Here is a 17,849-nt window from a genome sequence, read left to right as displayed (position 1 = left end):
TAAATCACCCCTTCGGCCGACCGCCGGCTCGATGTGGACACTTGGGATTGTTGAGACACTCGTCGGAGATCTGAAGCTCCGGAATGATCTCGCCGCCGAGGATCGTCCGGGAGACGATCCTGGGAACGTCGTCGATCGTCACGTTGCCGTACCAGACTCCCAGGGGGTAAATCACCACCACCGGGCCGTGCTCGCACTGGTCAAGGCATCCGGCGTGATTGGCTCGGGCCAACGGTCCCAGGCCGGCTTTCCTCAGCTCGGCCTTGAATGCATCCTTGAGCGTCTGGCGGCCGTCCGGATCGCAGCAACCACGAGCATGGCCGGGCCCGCGGACGTTTCCGCAAATGAATACGTGATGGGTGAAGACGGACATGGTTATTATGGCGACTCGATCGGTTGAACGATACCTCGTGCGACGCAGGCTGAGCACCTGGACGCCAGAATACCACGCCGCACCTTGTCTGTCAGCGACGGCCGCAGCGTGGAATTCTCACCGCTGAGCTATATTATTGCGGTAGAGGGAAGTACGGGCGAATCAGAACCGGGTTTGAGAGGCCGGCATTGGCTTCCAGCTTCGACGCCAGCGATCGAGAGCCCGGGCCGGCCGTGGAAGGCGCGCCGGCGTCAACCGGCTCGCGCGCTGCCGACGATGAGCAGCAGTTGATGCGGCAGCACCATCGGATGCTCCAGGAGGGCCCCCAGCCGTTCGCGACCATCGATATGGATCGTCGGCTCGACTACGTCAACGACGCCTTCTGCAACCTCATGGGCTACTCCCGCGAAGAGCTGCTCGGAAGGTCTGTGGTGGACCTGACCGATCCCCACCATCGCGACGCAACCCTCGATGCCCATCGTGAGATCCTGGAGAGCGGTCGGCGGACGACGATCGTCAAACGATATCACCGCAAGGACGGCCGGCTGGTGCCGGTGGAACTGCTCATCGACGCTCGCCGGGACGATCAGGGCCGAGTCGACGGGTTCTTCGCCTTCATCACCGAGATCAGCGAACGGATCCAGGCGCAGGAGGCTCTTGCGGCCTCTGAGCGACGGGCGCGGACGATCTTCGAAGGAATCCACGACGCCGTCCTCGTCCACGACGCCGCAGGCCGAATCCTCGACGCCAACCGAGCCGCCTCCGAGTTGCTCGACTACGCCCGAGGCGAGTTGACGGGGATGGACCTGGGCCGAATCGACGACGCTGAATTCGCCAGGGGCTTTCGAGAACGTCTGGAGCGAGTCCAGGAGGACGGACAACTCACCTCGGAGACCACCTACCGCGCCAAATCCGGTCGGACGATACCCGTCGAGATCATCACATCAACGATTGAGATCGACGGACAACCCGCCTACCTGGCGATCATCCGCGACATCACCGACCGGATCGCCCTGGATCGGACCCGCCGACGATTCGCTGAGGTTCAGATGAAGTCGGCCCAGGCGCTCGAGGCGAAGAATCGAGAGTTGACCCAGTCTGAGGAACGCTACCGCCGATTGACCGAGGGAAGCCTCGACGCGATCATCGTCACAGACGGCGGCGGCCGGATCCTCCTTTTCAACCCGTCGGCCGAGGCGGTCTTCGGCTACGAGGCTCCCCAGGTGCTGGGCGAGCCCTTGCACATTCTGATTCCCTCGACCGCAAGAGCACGCGGCGAGGAAACAGGGCCGGCCGTCTTCGACGCCGCCGAGATCCTCAACAAGACGGTCGAGTTGACGGGCCGCCGCCACGACGGGACTGAGTTCCCAATCGAGATCTCGTTCAGCCAGGTGTCGTCTGGAGGCCGGCTCGAATACGTCGCCTCGATTCGAGACCAGACCGAACGCCAGCGAATGCGGGCGATGCTCGCCCATACCGACAAGCTGGCCTCCATCGGCCTCCTGAGCGCCGGAGTCGCCCACGAGATCAACAACCCGCTCTCCTACGTCGCCAACAACCTGGCCGTCCTACGGCGCGACGTGAAAGGGCTGATGGAGATGTTGATCCTCGCCGAGACGACCGCAACCTCCGCCGAGCGATCCCCCGAGGCCGTCGAACAGCTCGCCGCGATGTCGGAGGAGATCGACTGGCCTTATATTCGTCAGAACCTTGAACCGATGCTCGATCGGACGATGGAGGGAGTGCGCCGGGTCGCCAATATCGTCCAGAAAATGCGCGGGTTGGCCCGGACTTCAAGGCCGAAATGGGAGCGGGCCTCCTTGACCGAACTGATCGAGAGCGCCCTGGAGATGACCCGCGGCCGCTTGAAGAAGGATAAAATCGAGGTAGGCGTTCAGAACCTGGGGGCGGAGTGCATCGACTGCGTGCCCTCGGACATCTCTCAGGTGCTCCTCAACCTCCTCATCAACGCCCTGCAGGCCGTCGAGGCCGCCGGCAAGTCGGAGGGGGGGCGGATCGACATCGAGACGAGGACGACCGGGGACTGGGTCGAGATCAGCGTCCGCGACAACGGCGAGGGAATCGCCCCCGATGACGTAGGTCGTCTCTTCGACCCCTTTTTCACCACCAAGCCGGTGGGCGAGGGGACCGGCCTGGGCCTGGCGATCAGCCACGGAATCATCACCGGCCACGGCGGCCGAATCGAGGTCGAGAGCGAGCCGGGGCGCGGCACTTGCTTCCGAATTCTTTTGCCGCAGTCGGAGGGGGCTCCGGCAGGCCTTCGTCGTTGAGCGAAGTTCGCTTTCGGCGGGGGTTTCGGGACTCCCCGAAGATGTTACATTGGGGTGAATCGAGCTAGCGCCGCGAGCCGTCGCGGGCCGGCCATTCGGGGGATGAGGCGGCCATGTCCAAACCGAAGCACTGCCTCCTGATCGTCGACGACGAGCCGAACGTCTGCGATTCGGTCCACGATCTTCTCCGTCGCGAATACCGAGTCCTCAAGGCGCACAGCGCCGAGGAGGGTTATCGGTTGATGCAGGAGGAAGAGGTCCACATCGTAATGTCGGACCAGAGGATGCCGCAGATCACGGGGGTGGAGCTGCTGACGCGGCTGAAGTCGCGTTACCCCCAGGCGGTTCGGATGCTCTTCACGGGTTTCGCCGATCTGGAGTCGGTGATCGCGGCGATCAACCAGGGGCACGTTTTCCAGTTTATCCGTAAGCCTTGGCAGCCCGAAGAACTGCTGGAGGCCGTCCGCCAGGCCGCCGACGAGTACGACCGGCTGGCTGAGGCCGCTTCCGAACGCGAAACCCTGCTGCACGAGATCGAGGGCCTCAAGAGCCGGGTGACCTGCCTGGAATCGTTGGTGGAGCGATTAGCCGAGCACACCCCAGATTCGAGTCCAGGCCCCCGGGCGTCGTGAGACCCCAGACGCACGGCGACAGCGAGACGACAAGAGAGCCCCTCTGGAGGCGGTCGGAGCGAATGGGATGAAGCGGCGGCACACCCTTCTAATCGTCGACGATGAAGTGGACGTGCTCGAGAGCCTGCGCCACCAGTTCCATCGCACCTACAAGGTGCTGACTGCACCCAACGCTCGCGCCGCGCTGGACCTCTTGAAGGAGAACGAGGTCCACATCCTCCTCTCCGACCAGCGGATGCCCGGCATGTCGGGCGACGTCCTTCTCGCGGAGGCCCGCAAGCTCCAACCCGACGCCATCCGAATGCTCTTTACGGGGTACGCCGACATCCAGGCGGTGATCAACGCCGTAAACGAAGGCCACATCTTCCGGTACATCCTCAAGCCCTGGGACGCCGTCGAACTGGAGGGTGTGATTCGCGAGGCCGCGGAGAAATACGACCTTCTTTCCGAACGCAAGGCCCTGATTGCGGAGCTTCGCGACGCCAACGCCCGCCTCGTTGAGGCCAACGAGGAGTTGTCGCGCGTCGACCGGTTGAAAACGGCGTTCATCGAAGTCGCCAGCCACGAGTTCAACACGCCGATCACGCTCGTCCTGGGCCTGACCGAGCTTCTCCGCCTGTCGTCGAGCAATCGGTCTGACGAGGACGCTGAAATCCTGCGGCAGATCACGGCCAGCGGGCGACAGTTGTCCAGGTTGGTCACGAGCATGCTGACGCTCCTCCGCGCCGAGGATTTCCGCCGCACGCTGCAAAGACGGCCGGTCGAATTGGCGAGTGTGATTCAGGGGGTGGTCGATCAGGTTCGTCCGTTCATGCACGCCCGAGGGATCCGTCTTGCTCTGGAGATCGACCCACAGCTCGGCGACTTTGAGATCGACGCGGATAAGATCGCAGCGGCCCTTGTGAACCTGATGACCAACGCGATCAAATTCACTCCTGATCGCGGCGACGTGGCCTTGAAAGCGCGACTCGACGGCCCGGAGGGGGCTGTCATCGAGGTCGAGGACCACGGTGTCGGCATCGATCCGGAAGCATTCCGCCACCTGTTCGAGCCGTTCTTCACCCAACTCGACCCAAGTTGCCACTCGTCGGGTGAGTTTGGCTTTCAGAAGCGAGGTTTGGGTCTGGGTCTGAGCATCGCTCGGCAGTTCGTCGAGATGCACGGGGGTTCCGTCTCCGCCGAGAGGCTGGAAGCCGGCGGGACCCTGATGACCGTCCACCTTCCACGTCATGCGAAAGTGGAGTCCGAATCCTCACCACCCTCGACGACCATCCCCGCCTCAGACGATGATGGAGAGGCGTCGTCCTCGACTTAGCCCGCGCCGGCCGAGCCCCGGACGCTCTCCTCGTTCCATGAGACCCCGATGCCCACAGCTCTCATCGTCGAAGACGAACCAGAAGCCAACAAGCTCTTGGGAATGCTCATCAAGCTGCGCGGCTACCGTTCGGCCTCGGCGTTCAACGGCCGCGAGGCGCTGGAACACCTGGAGAAGGCGACCCCTGACGTCCTCTTCCTCGACTTGATGCTGCCGGACGTCGACGGTTTCTCGGTTTGCCGGGCCGCGAAGTCGGCCAAGGAAACCTGTCTCATACCCGTTGTGGTCGTCTCCGCTCGAATCGCCGAACGCAATCGGCTCGACAGCTTTCACGCCGGGGCCGACGACTTCGTCCCTAAGCCTTATATGCCCGACCAGATCTTCGACGCCCTCAAGCGAGCCGAGGGACTCCGCGAACAGGCCGGACGAGACCGGATCGAAGGCTCTGCTCGATTCAACGCCACGGCGGCCGACGATACAGCACGGAAACTGGCGCGGCTGAGAAGCCTCATTTTGGGTCGCACTCCGCTCGGCCAGACGGATGCGGGCCGCATCAACGGGGTGATCGAACGGGCGGAGGCAGCCATCGAGTCCTGGTCGACCGCCCATCCCCAGGCTCCGGCCCCCACGCTGGATTATGAGTTAGACTCGGATCGCCTGGTGCTCGACTGCCGGGGGATCGACTGGTTCGAAGCTCCGGGGGAGACGCTCGCTGCCGAGGTCGGCTGTTTCGACGAAGCCTCCGTCGACCGAAGCGAGGGCCGGCTCACGCTGGTCAAACGATGGGCGTGACGATCCCTGAGGACGTCGCCCGATCGTTCAGAGATCCCCAGGCGATGAGCCGCCTGAGACGTCGGCACCACGAAGAAGCGCGGATCGACGTGCACTCGATCCACCCGAGTTGGCTCATTCGTGCGCTTCAGGACGAGTCGCCAGCCGTTCGGTCGGTCGTCGCCGCTCATGGCCCGGAGGCCGTCGCGAAGCTCTTGCGAGCCTCGGATGTGCGAACGCCCGAGATAGATCCGCACCCCGAAATCCTCCGCTGGGTCCTCTCCCTTTGGACCGAGCGCCTCGTCGGCGGGTCCGACCGGGACGACCACCCTCCCGTCGTGGCCGCGCTAACGCGGACGTCTCCACGCGAGTCTTACAGGCTCTGGCGAACCGTTGGGATGGTCAAGAAATCCCTCGCAGGCGTGGGAGGTCCCGCCTGGATCCGCGAGCGGTTGGGCGAGTCTACTTCGGAAACCCGGGCCTGGGCTGCGCGGGACGTTGAATCAGCGCTTGCCCTGCGGCTCTCCCGTTTCCGCACCGAGGGCCTTCTAGGTCTCGCGACGGCCTTCCGACTGCTGCCGGAATGCGACCCCTTCGTCATGCGATGGGCCCTCCAACGGCTGCCTTACCCCATCGTCCGCCAGGCCCGTGGAATCGTGTCTCCGTCGTCCCGACGGTCGCCGGCCGTCGTCCGCCTGGAAACCCTCATCCTCAAAACGGCCTGGGACAGACTCTCCGCTGAAGGCCGCATCAGAACTCGACGTCCCTCGCGAGCGAACGGAGGCGAGGATGAGCGTTGACTCTCCCCCGCCAGTCGATGTGTGGGAGGGCCTTCCTCGCCTCTCGCGAAAAGGCCTGGAACTGGAACGTCGCGCGGGGGCCTGGTTGGAGAGTTCAGCGGTTCAGGCAGCCTTCGCCTGGTTGGACCACGACGGTCTCAACGTGACCTTCGATCGACCAGAGGTCGAATTCCGTGGATCAGGACTGGCAAGGCCTGGCCTTGTGGCTCAACTTCGATGGCCCAGGCTCCGCACGAGACTGGCGATCGGGGTTGAAGTGCCGATCGTCCATGCGGTCGTCGACCGCCTGCTGGGGTTCGACAGACCGTTCGAGGAAGCACGACTCCAGACAACTCCCGTTGAGTGGGGCGTCTGGACGTATCTCGTCGTTCGGTCGGTCGAGGAGATCGCCGCTGCGGGCGCCAGCCCTTTCCATCTCGGCGGCCGCCCCGAGGAAGACGCTTTCGACGTTTCGATCGACCGCGTCGGCCCAAGCGCCTTCGAGATCGAGGGGCTCGGCGAGATCACCACGATCCGCTGGGCCGTGAACGTGGGAGGCGTGGCTGGTACAGTCAGGCTCTGGCTGCCGTCCTCGCTGTCATCCTACTGGATCGATTCAGAACCCGCGCCGAAACCCCGGCGTCCGATCACTCCAGCCGTGGTAGAAACAGCGTCGGAATGGCGGGCCGTCGCCGGTTCGTCCTTGATGTCTCGAGGTCTGGCCAGTCTTCGTGTCGGGGGCGTGCTACCGCTTTCCGGCTCGCCGTTGACGGGTACTCCCGAGGCCCCCGAGGGAGATCTCTGGCTCACGACGGCAGGCGTCGGGGCCAATTATCGCATCGCCGTTCGGATCGAGCCCGCGACCTCGGGCCGCCGCGTCCGAGTCGTCGGATCGCTGGAACACATCCCCTCCCCACCTGGAGACGTCGAGATGAGCGTCGAGCCCCCTCGCGCTGCCGTCCCCGTCGTCGATCCGCTCGACGCCCCCGTGACGCTAACGATTGAACTGGGACGTCTGACGGTTCCTCTGAGTCGTCTCGCCGACCTCAAAGCTGGCGAGGTTCTGGAACTGAACCGCCACAGCCGCGAACCTGTGGAGATCTCCTCGAACGGTCGGATCGTCGCCCGAGGCGATCTCGTTCTGATCGGCGATGAGTTGGGGGTCCGCGTCACCAGCGTCTTCCTCTGACCCTCGGCGCGGTCAGAACGGGTAGACGACCTGGATCAGGCACTGAAGGCCCAGCGTCTGAATCCCAAGCAGGAGGATCGTCGCGAAGACGGTCCGTGAGCCCCCTCCCAGCCGGGTCAAGCCCAGGCCGGCCGCCGTGAGAAGCGGGGGCAGGAAGATCATCCACAGCCGGGCCACCTCCCCCATATTTCGCCCCGTCAGATTGGCGAGCGTCACCACGGCGATCGCCGACCAGGCGGCGCGGGGGACGTAGCGGTGATCGGCCAGGGCGCCCGTCAAGCACCACAGGGCCGTCGGAATCCCCGCAGCGATTGCCAGCTCGACTGGATTGATGAGCAGCCAGGGGAGATACGACCTCGGGTAGGAATCGTAAAACCGCGCGTGGTGGTGGAGATTCCAGCGCCACACGACGATTGGGTCGGCGCTCGTGATGAGCCATGCGAGCCCGACGAAAGTCAAAAACCCGACCCCGATCCAGGCGATCGTCGCGAATCGCCGTCGCCAGAGCGTCGAGAGTCTCGACAGAACGACAAGTGCGACGATCAACCCGACGGGCAGAAAAGCGAGCGTATACATCATCCCGAAGGCCATCACCGCACCTGAGACAACCCCCAGGAGAATCGATAGCCAGCCCAGAAATCCTGGAGCCCCGTTGATCCGCACCGCCCATGCGGCCGCGGCCAGGGCACCCGCCGAGAAGAACGGGTAGGCTGCATCGGCTCCCGGCTGAAAGAGGTTCAACGCAGGAGCGAGAGGCCAGAAAGCCGCCGAGGCCCACGCGAGCTGAGGCGGCAGCGACTCGCGAGCCATCAAATAAAGCGGTGCGACCGCCCCCGCCGCGGCCAGCAGCGTCAAAAGGCTGATCAGATACATCTCGGCGCGATCGGCGCGCGGGATGGTCCGTTCGCTGGCGATCGCTGCCTGTTGAAATCCCGCGATGACCGACGGGGGAGCCGTCGCCAACAGGAAATCGGCCGCCGATGGGTGGCGACCCATCAGGTTCAGAAGCAGAGCATGGGTCGCGATCAACCCAGGCGGATGGGTGCCGATGTGAAAGACGTCCTGCGATTCGATCCAGGTCGGATAGTCGGCCAGAAACTTCCAGGGGTCGGACGCGGCCTGTTCTCGGGCGATATCGTAATAGCCCGTCGCTCCCTTGGTGCAGTGGACGAACCCCCAGCGCGTGAGGTCGTACCCTTCCGGGGCTCCGGTCGCAATGAGAACCTGAAGCAGCACCGCGGACGCCGTCAGTCCGGTCACCCAGCCCGTCTCACGCCAACCTCGACGCGAGGGAACGCCCAGCGCGCGGAATCCCAGTGCGGCGTAGCCGCCGTATGCCGCCACCCCGACCGCTGAGACCAGCAACCAGAGCGGCGAGAGCGCGACGGTGATCCGAGACCACTCCCATTCGCCCGCAACGCCCAGCGGGAGGCGGCCGGTCTTGATACCCGCGAGCAATCCCGCGACGAGGAGCGCCGAGACGCCTAGCGCCGTTCCGATCATCCGTTTCATGCCGAACGATCTTAGCGGTGGTCATGGCGTCGTGCGAGGGGGCTTTCGCCCAGGAGACGCCGACCGGTTGCCCTCGGCGTTCCTTCATGGTTTGATCGTGTTTCGGGTTCCGCGACGAAGCTCGTCCGACCCGCTTCCGCCTTCGCCGTCCCGTCGCGCTCGCGGGTCGGTTCTGATTCGCCCGTCCGCTTCGCTCGGAGCCAGCCCTATGCATGCCTCGCCTGATGTTACGCCCTCCTCCACTCCGCTCACGGACGGCGCCCCCTGGTGGCGCGAGTTGTCTTCCTATCAGTGGTTCGTCTTCCTGGTGGCGTCGCTCGGCTGGCTGTTCGACACGATGGACCAGCAATTGTTCAACCTGGCGCGGAAGCCCGCCGTAACGCAACTGCTGGGCGGTGAAACGCCGGCCAGCGCCTCGGACGTCGACTACTATTCGGGCGTGACGACCTGCATCTTCATGCTGGGCTGGGCCACGGGCGGCATCTTCTTCGGCATCCTTGGCGACAAGCTCGGCCGGGCGAAGACAATGATGCTGACGATCCTCACGTACTCCGCATTCACAGGGTTGAGTGCGATCTCCCGGGGGGTCTGGGACTTCTCCTTCTACCGCTTTCTCACAGGGCTCGGCGTCGGGGGCCAGTTCGCGGTTGGCGTCTCTCTCGTGGCCGAGGTCATGTCGGATCGCGCTCGACCGCACGCACTGGGCTGGCTCCAGGCTCTTTCCGCCGTCGGCAATATGATGGCGGGGATGATCGGCATCGGGCTTGGAAAGCTTGAGGAATCGGGCGCGGTCGGCAGCGCCTGGCGGGCGATGTTCCTCGTCGGCCTGCTTCCTTCGCTGCTGGCGATTCCCATCTTCCTCCGGCTCAAGGAGCCCGAGCGCTGGAAGGCCGCGGTCCGCAAGGAGACGGACGAGGATCTCGGTACGCCAGCGACCCAGAAGCTAGGGTCGATCTCGGAATTGTTCGGCGATCCGCGATGGCGGCGGAACACGATCGTGGGGATGGTGCTCGCCTTCGCCGGCGTGGTCGGCCTCTGGGGGATCGGCGTCTTCAGCAACGACCTGACCCGAACGGTGCTTCGCAAGCACTATGAGGCGCAGGGACTGACCGCGCAAGAGATCACCGGCAAGCTGACGTTCTGGGCCGGCATGACGTTGCTGATGTTCAACGCCGGGGCCTTCTTCGGCATTCAAGGATACGCCTTCCTCGCCGAACGACTGGGCCGCCGACCGGCCTTCGCCATTTCCTTCGTCGCCGCGGCCGCGGCCACCTCTTCGGCGTTCTGGCTCATGAATGATTTCTGGCACATCTTCGTGCTGATCCCGCTCATGGGCTTCTGCCAACTCGCCCTCTTCGGCGGCTACGCGATCTACTTCCCCGAGCTGTTCCCCACGCGGCTCAGAAGCACCGGCATCTCGTTCTGCTATAACGTCGGTCGGTTCGTCGCCGCCTCCGGCCCGTTCGCGCTCGGTTACCTGACGAGCGTCGTGTTCAAGGACTATCCCGAACCCATGCGATACGCCGGCATCACCATGTGCGGCGTGTTCTTCCTGGGCCTGCTCGTCTTGCCGTTCGCCCCGGAGACGAAGGGAAAGCCACTCCCCGAGTGATTCAGCCGCCCAGAGTTTTTCAGTCCTTAGGTTTGGAGTCGCCCGAGCCGGTTTTCGGCTCGGGCGACTTCAACGCCAGAGGGCTGATTTGACCCACGCGCGTTCCCAGGGACTCGGAAGCGGTCTTGAACAACTGCATGAGCCCAGCGCCGGCGGCGGTGAGAAGGCAGGTTCGAATGAAATTCCAACTTGCCCACATTTCGTTCCAGCAGGCCGTAAGGAACGAGTCGTCGTGGACCTTCTCGACCTCTTCCACGATACGCTTCCTCAGCCTGGCCGCCTCCTTTTCTGTCTCGAATGGGGCGACCGACGTTCGGTCGACGCCCGAGGCTGCGGGGTTCGTCTTGGGGCGTCCAACGGCATCGACTTCTTGCAGCGCCGGAATGCTGCGGGCGTCACTGATCGCCGTGGAGACGACCTGAGTCGCCAGCTCCAGTCGTGTGAGAAGTCCGACCTTCCTGGGTCCGGGCGGCATGCCATCGATCACTTCGTTCGCCACTCGCCAGCGATCGGAAAGGTCCTCTGTCCCCCGAGTCGTTGACATGATGTCACGGACGATCTGGGAGCGGGGGAAATTGGGGGTCGCGATCCACGAGTCCGGGATGAGACCATCGGCCAAATCACCGAGTTGGACGTCGCGGGACGACTCCTTCATGCCCCCCTTCTCGATGATCTCATGCGCTCCGCGGTAATCGTGGAGCAGCAACCGAGCCTTCCAAACCGAGCGGACGGCTGCGGCCCTTGGTTCATCGACGGCAGGAGTCTTGGGTGGGATCGCGCTCTTATCGTCCTCTTCGGTCGCCCCGAGAACGCCGCCGGTCCCGCTCGAGGTCGAGCGCCGAGGCGAAGAGCGATCGATCCTGGTCGCTCCCGCCCCCTGTTCACGCGTGGCGGAATCGAGCCAGAGGAGCAGGCCGGCGATTAAGCCCACAAGAGCGCCGATCCATACGGTATGCCGCACGTCGCCTCCTCGAGCGCTGCTCGCTCAGCGGTAGAAGCGAAGCTGGATCGTCTGCCGCTCCTGTCGAATGATCTCACCGGTTTGAAGCTGCAGCGTCTTTCCAGCCCCCATCATCGCATTGAAGTATTGATCGACCTGTTGTTGAGTCAGCCCTAACATCTGCGACCATTCCATCGGGGTCTGAGCGTTTCGCGAGAGCGTATCGGCGAGGGAATTCGTGAAGATCGGCCCGGGGGGAACGCCGTCATCGGCTACGTCGCCCGCCGGCTTGACGAGCGCATACTCCCCCGGCGACGATGACAGCGCCAGGATTACCCCCGACCTCTTGAAGAACAATTCGTCGAACAGGGGGGTTGGTTGCTGAAGCTCTCCTGGTAGTGCCGGGGCCGGTGCGGCGTACGCAGGCGGCGCCTTCTTTCGATTGCAGCAGTCGAGCACGACGACGGCTAACCGAGGGCCGCGCGCCTTCACTTCCTCGACCAGCCGACTCGCGAAGAGGACCCGCCCCGACGATCCCGAGGGAGTGAGATACGTCCCATTCACAGGATCGGCGTATGCGCCGTGGCCAACGTAGTAGAACATCAGCGTGTCGTCTGGCCCTATCGGAACGCTCCGAATCGCGGTGAGAATATCGGATTCGCTCATGGGTCTTCGGTAGTCGAGAAAATGCGGTTTCCACTGCGACTTCGGCAGGTTCGCGGCGCATACGAAGTTGAGCACCATGCAGTCGAGATCATCACCGACGTTCTCAGCCTTCCTGTCGGCCGCGAAGATCACGTGCAGATCGCCGCCGAGTGCTGTTGGAGCGAGCGCCCCCAGAATGATCGCGAGACCAGACGCCATGAAACAACGGAACCGCCTGCCGATCGCGTTCATGATGGCCCTCCCGGAAGCGAGTCCCAAACCTTCCGTTAGAAGTCCGCTGTCCTTCGGTGGATCAATGCTTGTTCCTCCTGGATTCCAGTCCAAGTTACGATCGATCTCAAGGATTCTTTATCCTATTTAGGAAGAAAGCGTCTTCCCGATGCGGCCTGTGGCAGCGACGCCGCGCAAATCCGGCTCGTTTCGCACTCGATCCGCTGTTGAGCATCGAGAGGAATCGGATTGGCCCTGGATAAGGACGACGCTTCTCCGACGAACTGCTCTTTCAGACAGCGGTTTACCGCCCTATGAAGCCCAGAATCGAAACAGAGGTTGTCTTTCCATGGATTCCTTCTCCTTCGAAGAAGCCATGCGACGCCGGCGCGGTGGGCCCCCCTCCGACGCCTGGCGGCGCTATCTGCCGATCATCCCCTGGCTGCTGGGGGCTCTGATCGCGTTGTTCCTGATCTCGGACTTCAGCTACACCGTGGAACCCCACGAGCAGGCCGTCGTCTTGCGGTTTGGCGCGTACAAGGCGACGACCCCGCCGGGGCTGCACTTCAAGCTGCCGATCGTCGACCAGGTCATGAAGGTGAGCGTTGAGGAGCACGGGCTCTCGCTGCCGTTCGGGCCGCCGCCTCAGCCGGCTGCGGGCTGGTCGAACATGATCTCGACCTCATCCGTTGCACGAAAGCCGGCCGATCCCGACGACGACGAGACGCTGATGCTCACCGGCGACCTCAACACGGCCTCCGTCGAGTGGACCGTTCAATGGCGCGTCAGCGAGCCGTCGAGCTATCTCTTTCGGTTCCCTGGCGAGGGTGACGATCAGTCGGCCCGAGACCTGCTCACCTTCGTCGCTCGGACGGTCATGAACCGCCTCGTCGGCGACTACTCGTTCGACGAGATGATCGGTCCCAAGCGAGGAGACATCGCCGCGCAGGCCCGCGAGGACACCCAGCGGATGCTGGACGCTTACGACTGCGGCATCACCGTGACGGCTCTCCAGATGCAGCAGGTGATCCCGCCCGACCGCGTGAAGCCGTCGTTCGATCGCGTCAACGCCTCGATCCAGCTCAAGCAGAAACTCGAGAACGAGGCCGAGGCCACGCGCAACAAACTCATCCCCGAGGCCCGCGCCAGCGGAGACCAGCTCATCCGCGAGGCCGAAGGCTACGCTTCCCGTACCAAGGCCGAAGCCCAGGGGGAAATCGAGGCCCTGCTGGCCAGATACCACGCGTACCAGCGAGCCCCGGACGTCACCCGTCAGCGGCTCTACCTGGAGGCCATGCAGACGCTCTTTGAATCCGTGAAGGACAAGACGATCGTCGACGCCGACCTGAACAAAGCGCTGCCGATCCTCAACCTGAACCAGAAGCCGGAGGCGGCCAAGTGACTCCCCGCCAAAAACTCGTCGCCGTGATCGGCCTGGCCCTCGTTCTGGCCATCCCCGTTTTCCGAAGCGTCTGCTACATCGTCAGCGAGCGCGAGCTGGCCGTGCTGCTCCAGTTCGGCGAGCCCGTCGCCAGCGTCACGAAGCCGGGGCTCTACTTCAAGGCGCCCTTCATCCAGGAGGTGCTCCGCCTGCCGAAGACGCTCCAGATCTGGCACGGGACGGAATCGGCCAAGCTCGTCGACGTCCCCACAGCCGACGGCAAGAAGATCGAGGTCACCCTCTGGGCCGTCTGGCGGATCACCGACCCAGCGCAGTTCGTTCGAACCCTCCGAACGCTCCCGAACGGCGAATCCCGCGTCAAGGAGTTCGTCCGCAGCACGGCCCGCGACACGATCACGACCCACAACCTGGCCGAGATCATCCGCAGCACCGACCGCAAAATGACCTACACCCTCGGCCTGCCGCCGGAAGTCGTCGCCGCCGCGGCGCTCGACGCTCAGACTCGCCCCAAAGACACGGCCAAGCAGCCGGCCGCTCCTACCGATCCCGACGTGCCTGATTTCCTGGTCCCGCCCGAGGCCCGCGAACCCGTCGCCCTGGGGCGTCTACGAATCATGGAGCAGATCAAGAAGACCGCCCAGCGAGCGCTCGCCGCCGACGGAACGAACGACGGCCAGTCCAAGGGCCGCGGCATCGAGCTTGTCGACGTCGGCATCTCCCGGATCGAGTTCGTTCCTCAGGTCCGTGAGGCGGCCTTCGACCGGGCGATCTCGCTCATGGAGGCCATCGCCGCGAGGACCATCGCCGAAGGAGAACAGCGCAAGAAGGAGATCATCAACCGGACCAACGCCGAGGTCCAGAAGATCGAAGGCGAGGGAAAGCAGGAAGCGAACGTCATCCGGGGCAAGGTCGACGCCGAGGTCATCGACGACTACGCCAAGGCCATCAGCGAGGCCGGCGAGTTCTACAACTTCAGCCGAACCCTTGACGCTTACAAGGAAGCCTTCAAGGGAGACACGCGGCTCATCCTCACCACCGACGGCGAGTTGCTTCGGATGATCAAGTCGCTGGAGCCGATGAAGGCGCCGAAGCCCGAAGGGGCCTCGGTGACCGCCAGTCAGAAGTAACGAGGGACGGCCTGGTCGACCGCGATCGACCAGGCGTCAATTCCGCCGCCCAGGTTGAGGATTCCCTCAAGTCCCTGGGCGGCGAGCCACTGCGCGACGTTCATCGACCGTACGCCGTGATGGCAGTAGGCGACCACCGGCCCGCGTTCGAGGGCTTCCCGGATCGAATCGATGCGATCCGGGACCTCTCGCATGGGGATGAACAGGTCGCCGGCCGTGGCTGGGACGGGGATGGACGCAAAGGTCCGTTCATCGGGCTGACGAACGTCCAGCAGCGTGATCGGCTCGCCAGCAGCGAGCCGATCACGAAGCGTCGTCGGTGCAAGTTCGATGATCGGGCCGGGAACTCCGGTCGGCATCAAATCAGCTCGCGTCGAACTGGGACTTGAGGAAGGGCAGGTCCAGCTCCGGATAGACCGGGAACGATCCGAGCAGTTTGGCGACCCGGTCGCTCGCGTCCTTCTCGACCTTGGCGTCGAGCGAATACTTCGCCTTGTCCTTGCCGCCCGACTTGCCCTCAGCCGGAACGATGTTGGTGACGACGAGCTTGACGACCTCGGCGATCTCCTTCATCTCGGCGGTCCCCATGCCCAACGTGGTCACGGCGGGGGTGCCGAAGCGGAGGCCGCTGGTGTACCAGGGGCCGTTGGGGTCGAAGGGAATCGGGTTGCGATTCAGGGTGATCCCGCAGCGCCGGACGGCGTCCTCGGCCTGACGACCGGTGACGCCCAGAGTCGAGGCCACGTCGACCACGATCAGGTGGTTGTCCGTACCACCCGAGATGACGTTCAGGCCGGCGGCCTTGAAGCCCTCGGCCAAAGCCCGCGAGTTCTCGACGATCTTGGCGGCGTAGGCCCGATATTCGGGCTTGAGGGCCTCGGTGAAGGCGACGGCCTTGGCCGCCATGACGTGGGGCAGGGGACCGCCCAGGACGAGCGGGCATCCCCGGTCGACGTGCTCGGCGAATTCCTTCTTGCAGAGGACGAGCCCGCCGCGAGGCCCACGCAGGGTCTTGTGGGTGGTTGTCGTGACGACGTCGGCGAAAGCCAGCGGGTTCTCGTCCCCCGTCAGGACCTTACCGGCGACCAGGCCCGAGAAGTGGGCCATGTCGACCATGAGCACGGCTCCGACCTTGTCGGCGATCTCGCGCATCCGGCGGTAGTTGATGTTCCTCGGATAGGCGCTGAAGCCGGCCAGCAAGATCAGCGGCTTGACTTCGACGGCCTGTCGTTCGATGGCGTCGTAGTCGAGCAGGAAGGTCTCGCGGTCGACGACGTAGCCGTGGGACTCGAACATCTTGCCCGAGACGTTCAGCCGGTAGCCGTGCGTCAGGTGGCCGCCCGAGGCCAGATCCATCCCCAGCAACCGCTGATTGCCAAGCGCGTGGCGAACCTTGTTCCACTGCTCGATCGGCATCTTCGTCCAGTCGGCGGGGACGAGCTTCGAGGCGTCTTCGAGGCCGAGCACCTCGGCCATCTTCGGTAGTTCGACGCGAGCGCGAAGGATCGCCCAGAAAGCGACCATGTTGGCGTCGGCGCCGCTATGGGGCTGGGCGTAGGCGTGTTCCGCGCCGAACAGCTCACGGGCCCGAACATTGGCGAGATCTTCGACGGTGTCGACGTTGTCGCAGCCGGCGTAGAAGCGGTGGTGCGGAATACCCTCAGCGTACTTGTCCGTCAGAAGGTTCCCCATCGCAAGTTGGGTGGCGAGCGACGAGTAGTTCTCGCTGGCGATCAGCTTGATGTTCGAACGCTGGTCGGCGAGTTCCTGGACGATCGCTCGGGCGACGTCGGGCGCCACGCCGGCGACGGTCTCCAGACTGGCGAGGTAGGCGAGAAAAGCGGGGGAAACGTCGCCGGCCGACTTGCCGGAGAGGTAGCTCTGGATCAGAGAAGGTCGCATGTCGTCCCTTGAATCGAACGAGCCGGGGGGAGGCCGACCGCCGCAGACTGGCGCAGAGGCAGGGCCGGGCTATAATCGTCCCGTCGCAAAGCTAGATTGTATCGGCCGGCGCTCGCGAGCCTCAAGGCCGCGAGGTATCTGGTCACGCGCGGAGGCGTCGGATGAACATCAGCATTGAGCCGGGGAAGACGCGAATCGGCTGGATCGGAACAGGCGTCATGGGTTCGTCCATGTGCGGCCGGCTCATCGACGCGGGCTACTCGGCGACCGTCTTCAACCGGACACGCTTGAAGACCGAAGGGCTGGTCGCCAGGGGCGCCAGGGCCGCGAACTCGCCCGCCGAGGTCGCCCAGGCGTCCGACGTGATCTTCACGATCGTGGGGTATCCCCGCGACGTGCGCGAGGTGATCCTGGGCGAGCAGGGGGCGCTTTCGGCAGCCGCCGCCGGCTCGGTCCTCGTCGACATGACGACGAGCGAGCCGGCCCTGGCCGTCGAAATCGCCGATCGATCCAAGGAGAGGGGGGTCTATTCGCTCGACGCCCCGGTCTCCGGCGGGGACATCGGCGCCCGCGAGGGTCGGCTGTCGATCATGATCGGCGGCGAGAGGTCGGTCGCGGAATCGGTTGGCCCCCTCTTCGAGGCCATGGGAAAGACGATCGTCTATCAAGGCGGGCCGGGTTCGGGCCAGCACACCAAGCTGGTTAACCAGACCTTGATCGCCGGAAACATGGTCGGCGTTTGCGAAGCCTTGCTTTACGCCCACAAGGCGGGATTGGACGTCGAGACGGTGCTCCGAAGCGTCTCGGGAGGGGCGGCTGGCTCCTGGAGCCTGAGCAACCTCGCCCCCAGGATGGTCGCCGGCGATTTCGAGCCGGGGTTCTTCGTCGAGCATTTCCTGAAGGACATGGGGATCGCCCTGGGCGAGGCGCGTCGGATGAACCTCTCGCTCCCTGGTCTGGCCCTGGCGGAGCAGCTTTATCGGGCCGTCGCCGCTCAGGGAATGGCCCGCAAAGGAACGCAGGCGCTGGTGCTGGCTCTGGCCGATCTGTCGCGAGTCGAATGGAAGGGCGCTTGAGCCGAAAGGCTTCTTGCGGTATAGAATAGGGTTTTGCATCGAGGGACCAGCC

The 17,849-nt window shown here is 64.3% G+C and carries 16 protein-coding genes; 10 read left to right on the top strand and 6 right to left on the bottom strand.

Translation table 11 applies throughout. From position 1 onward, the window contains the following. Positions 1 to 4: 4 nt before the first annotated feature. Entirely contained in the window at positions 5 to 373 is a 369-nt protein-coding gene (locus G5C50_RS03040) for a (2Fe-2S) ferredoxin domain-containing protein (protein WP_165064759.1), read from the bottom strand. A 188-nt stretch (positions 374 to 561) separates the two neighbouring features. Here G5C50_RS03040 and G5C50_RS03035 point away from each other — a divergent pair, with 188 nt between their 5' ends. The 6 genes from G5C50_RS03035 (at position 562) to G5C50_RS03010 (ending at position 7,350) form a co-directional block, all read left to right on the top strand. Then, positions 562 to 2,664, top strand: a complete 2,103-nt coding sequence (locus tag G5C50_RS03035; RefSeq protein ID WP_165064756.1) for a PAS domain-containing sensor histidine kinase — start codon at positions 562 to 564, stop codon at positions 2,662 to 2,664. Positions 2,665 to 2,777: 113 nt separating this feature from the next. Continuing rightward, positions 2,778 to 3,296: a response regulator gene (locus G5C50_RS03030; RefSeq protein ID WP_165064753.1), complete on the top strand. Its 519-nt coding sequence runs from the start codon at positions 2,778 to 2,780 to the stop codon at positions 3,294 to 3,296. A gap of 67 nt (positions 3,297 to 3,363) precedes the next feature. After that, entirely contained in the window at positions 3,364 to 4,611 is a 1,248-nt protein-coding gene (locus tag G5C50_RS03025; protein WP_165064750.1) for a hybrid sensor histidine kinase/response regulator, read from the top strand. A 48-nt stretch (positions 4,612 to 4,659) separates the two neighbouring features. Continuing rightward, positions 4,660 to 5,403, top strand: coding sequence for a response regulator transcription factor (locus tag G5C50_RS03020; protein WP_165064747.1), 744 nt, complete (start codon positions 4,660 to 4,662; stop codon positions 5,401 to 5,403). 44 nt (positions 5,404 to 5,447) lie between these two features. After that, a complete protein-coding gene (locus G5C50_RS03015) occupies positions 5,448 to 6,182 on the top strand; it encodes a hypothetical protein (protein ID WP_165064744.1) in 735 nt (244 codons plus the stop codon). Beyond that, positions 6,172 to 7,350, top strand: coding sequence for a FliM/FliN family flagellar motor switch protein (locus G5C50_RS03010; protein WP_165064740.1), 1,179 nt, complete (start codon positions 6,172 to 6,174; stop codon positions 7,348 to 7,350). The genes G5C50_RS03015 and G5C50_RS03010 overlap by 11 nt, the downstream gene beginning before the upstream one ends. Before the next feature lie 12 nt (positions 7,351 to 7,362). On the opposite strand, the gene G5C50_RS03005 is transcribed toward G5C50_RS03010, so the two are convergent. Next, positions 7,363 to 8,862 carry a hypothetical protein gene (locus G5C50_RS03005; protein ID WP_165064738.1) on the bottom strand — a complete coding sequence of 500 codons (1,500 nt, stop codon included), beginning with the start codon at positions 8,860 to 8,862 and terminating at the stop codon, positions 7,363 to 7,365. Between the two features lie 208 nt (positions 8,863 to 9,070). Here G5C50_RS03005 and G5C50_RS03000 point away from each other — a divergent pair, with 208 nt between their 5' ends. Beyond that, positions 9,071 to 10,474 (top strand): MFS transporter, encoded by a 1,404-nt coding sequence (locus tag G5C50_RS03000; RefSeq protein ID WP_165064735.1) that lies wholly within the window; start codon positions 9,071 to 9,073, stop codon positions 10,472 to 10,474. Positions 10,475 to 10,493: 19 nt separating this feature from the next. On the opposite strand, the gene G5C50_RS02995 is transcribed toward G5C50_RS03000, so the two are convergent. Beyond that, on the bottom strand, positions 10,494 to 11,435 hold the full coding sequence (locus tag G5C50_RS02995) for a hypothetical protein (RefSeq protein WP_165064732.1): 942 nt from the start codon (positions 11,433 to 11,435) through the stop codon (positions 10,494 to 10,496). A gap of 24 nt (positions 11,436 to 11,459) precedes the next feature. Continuing rightward, positions 11,460 to 12,311, bottom strand: a complete 852-nt coding sequence (locus G5C50_RS02990; RefSeq protein WP_165064729.1) for a caspase family protein — start codon at positions 12,309 to 12,311, stop codon at positions 11,460 to 11,462. A gap of 355 nt (positions 12,312 to 12,666) precedes the next feature. Here G5C50_RS02990 and hflK point away from each other — a divergent pair, with 355 nt between their 5' ends. Both hflK and hflC read left to right on the top strand, forming a co-directional pair. Next, entirely contained in the window at positions 12,667 to 13,692 is a 1,026-nt protein-coding gene (gene hflK, locus G5C50_RS02985; protein ID WP_165064727.1) for an FtsH protease activity modulator HflK, read from the top strand. Then, a complete protein-coding gene (gene hflC / locus G5C50_RS02980) occupies positions 13,689 to 14,819 on the top strand; it encodes a protease modulator HflC (protein WP_165064724.1) in 1,131 nt (376 codons plus the stop codon). Before hflK ends, hflC begins: the two co-directional genes overlap by 4 nt. Here the strand turns inward: hflC and G5C50_RS02975 are convergent. Beyond that, positions 14,810 to 15,178, bottom strand: coding sequence for a rhodanese-like domain-containing protein (locus tag G5C50_RS02975; protein WP_165064721.1), 369 nt, complete (start codon positions 15,176 to 15,178; stop codon positions 14,810 to 14,812). The genes hflC and G5C50_RS02975 overlap by 10 nt on opposite strands. Before the next feature lie 4 nt (positions 15,179 to 15,182). Further along, positions 15,183 to 16,721 (bottom strand): glycine hydroxymethyltransferase, encoded by a 1,539-nt coding sequence (locus G5C50_RS02970; protein WP_165064718.1) that lies wholly within the window; start codon positions 16,719 to 16,721, stop codon positions 15,183 to 15,185. 161 nt (positions 16,722 to 16,882) lie between these two features. Here G5C50_RS02970 and G5C50_RS02965 point away from each other — a divergent pair, with 161 nt between their 5' ends. Then, positions 16,883 to 17,797 (top strand): NAD(P)-dependent oxidoreductase, encoded by a 915-nt coding sequence (locus tag G5C50_RS02965; RefSeq protein ID WP_165064715.1) that lies wholly within the window; start codon positions 16,883 to 16,885, stop codon positions 17,795 to 17,797. Positions 17,798 to 17,849 lie beyond the last annotated feature (52 nt).

The organism is Paludisphaera rhizosphaerae (genome assembly GCF_011065895.1).
Taxonomy (GTDB): Bacteria; Planctomycetota; Planctomycetia; order Isosphaerales; family Isosphaeraceae; genus Paludisphaera; species Paludisphaera rhizosphaerae.
This window is presented reverse-complemented; position numbering and strand designations above follow the sequence as displayed.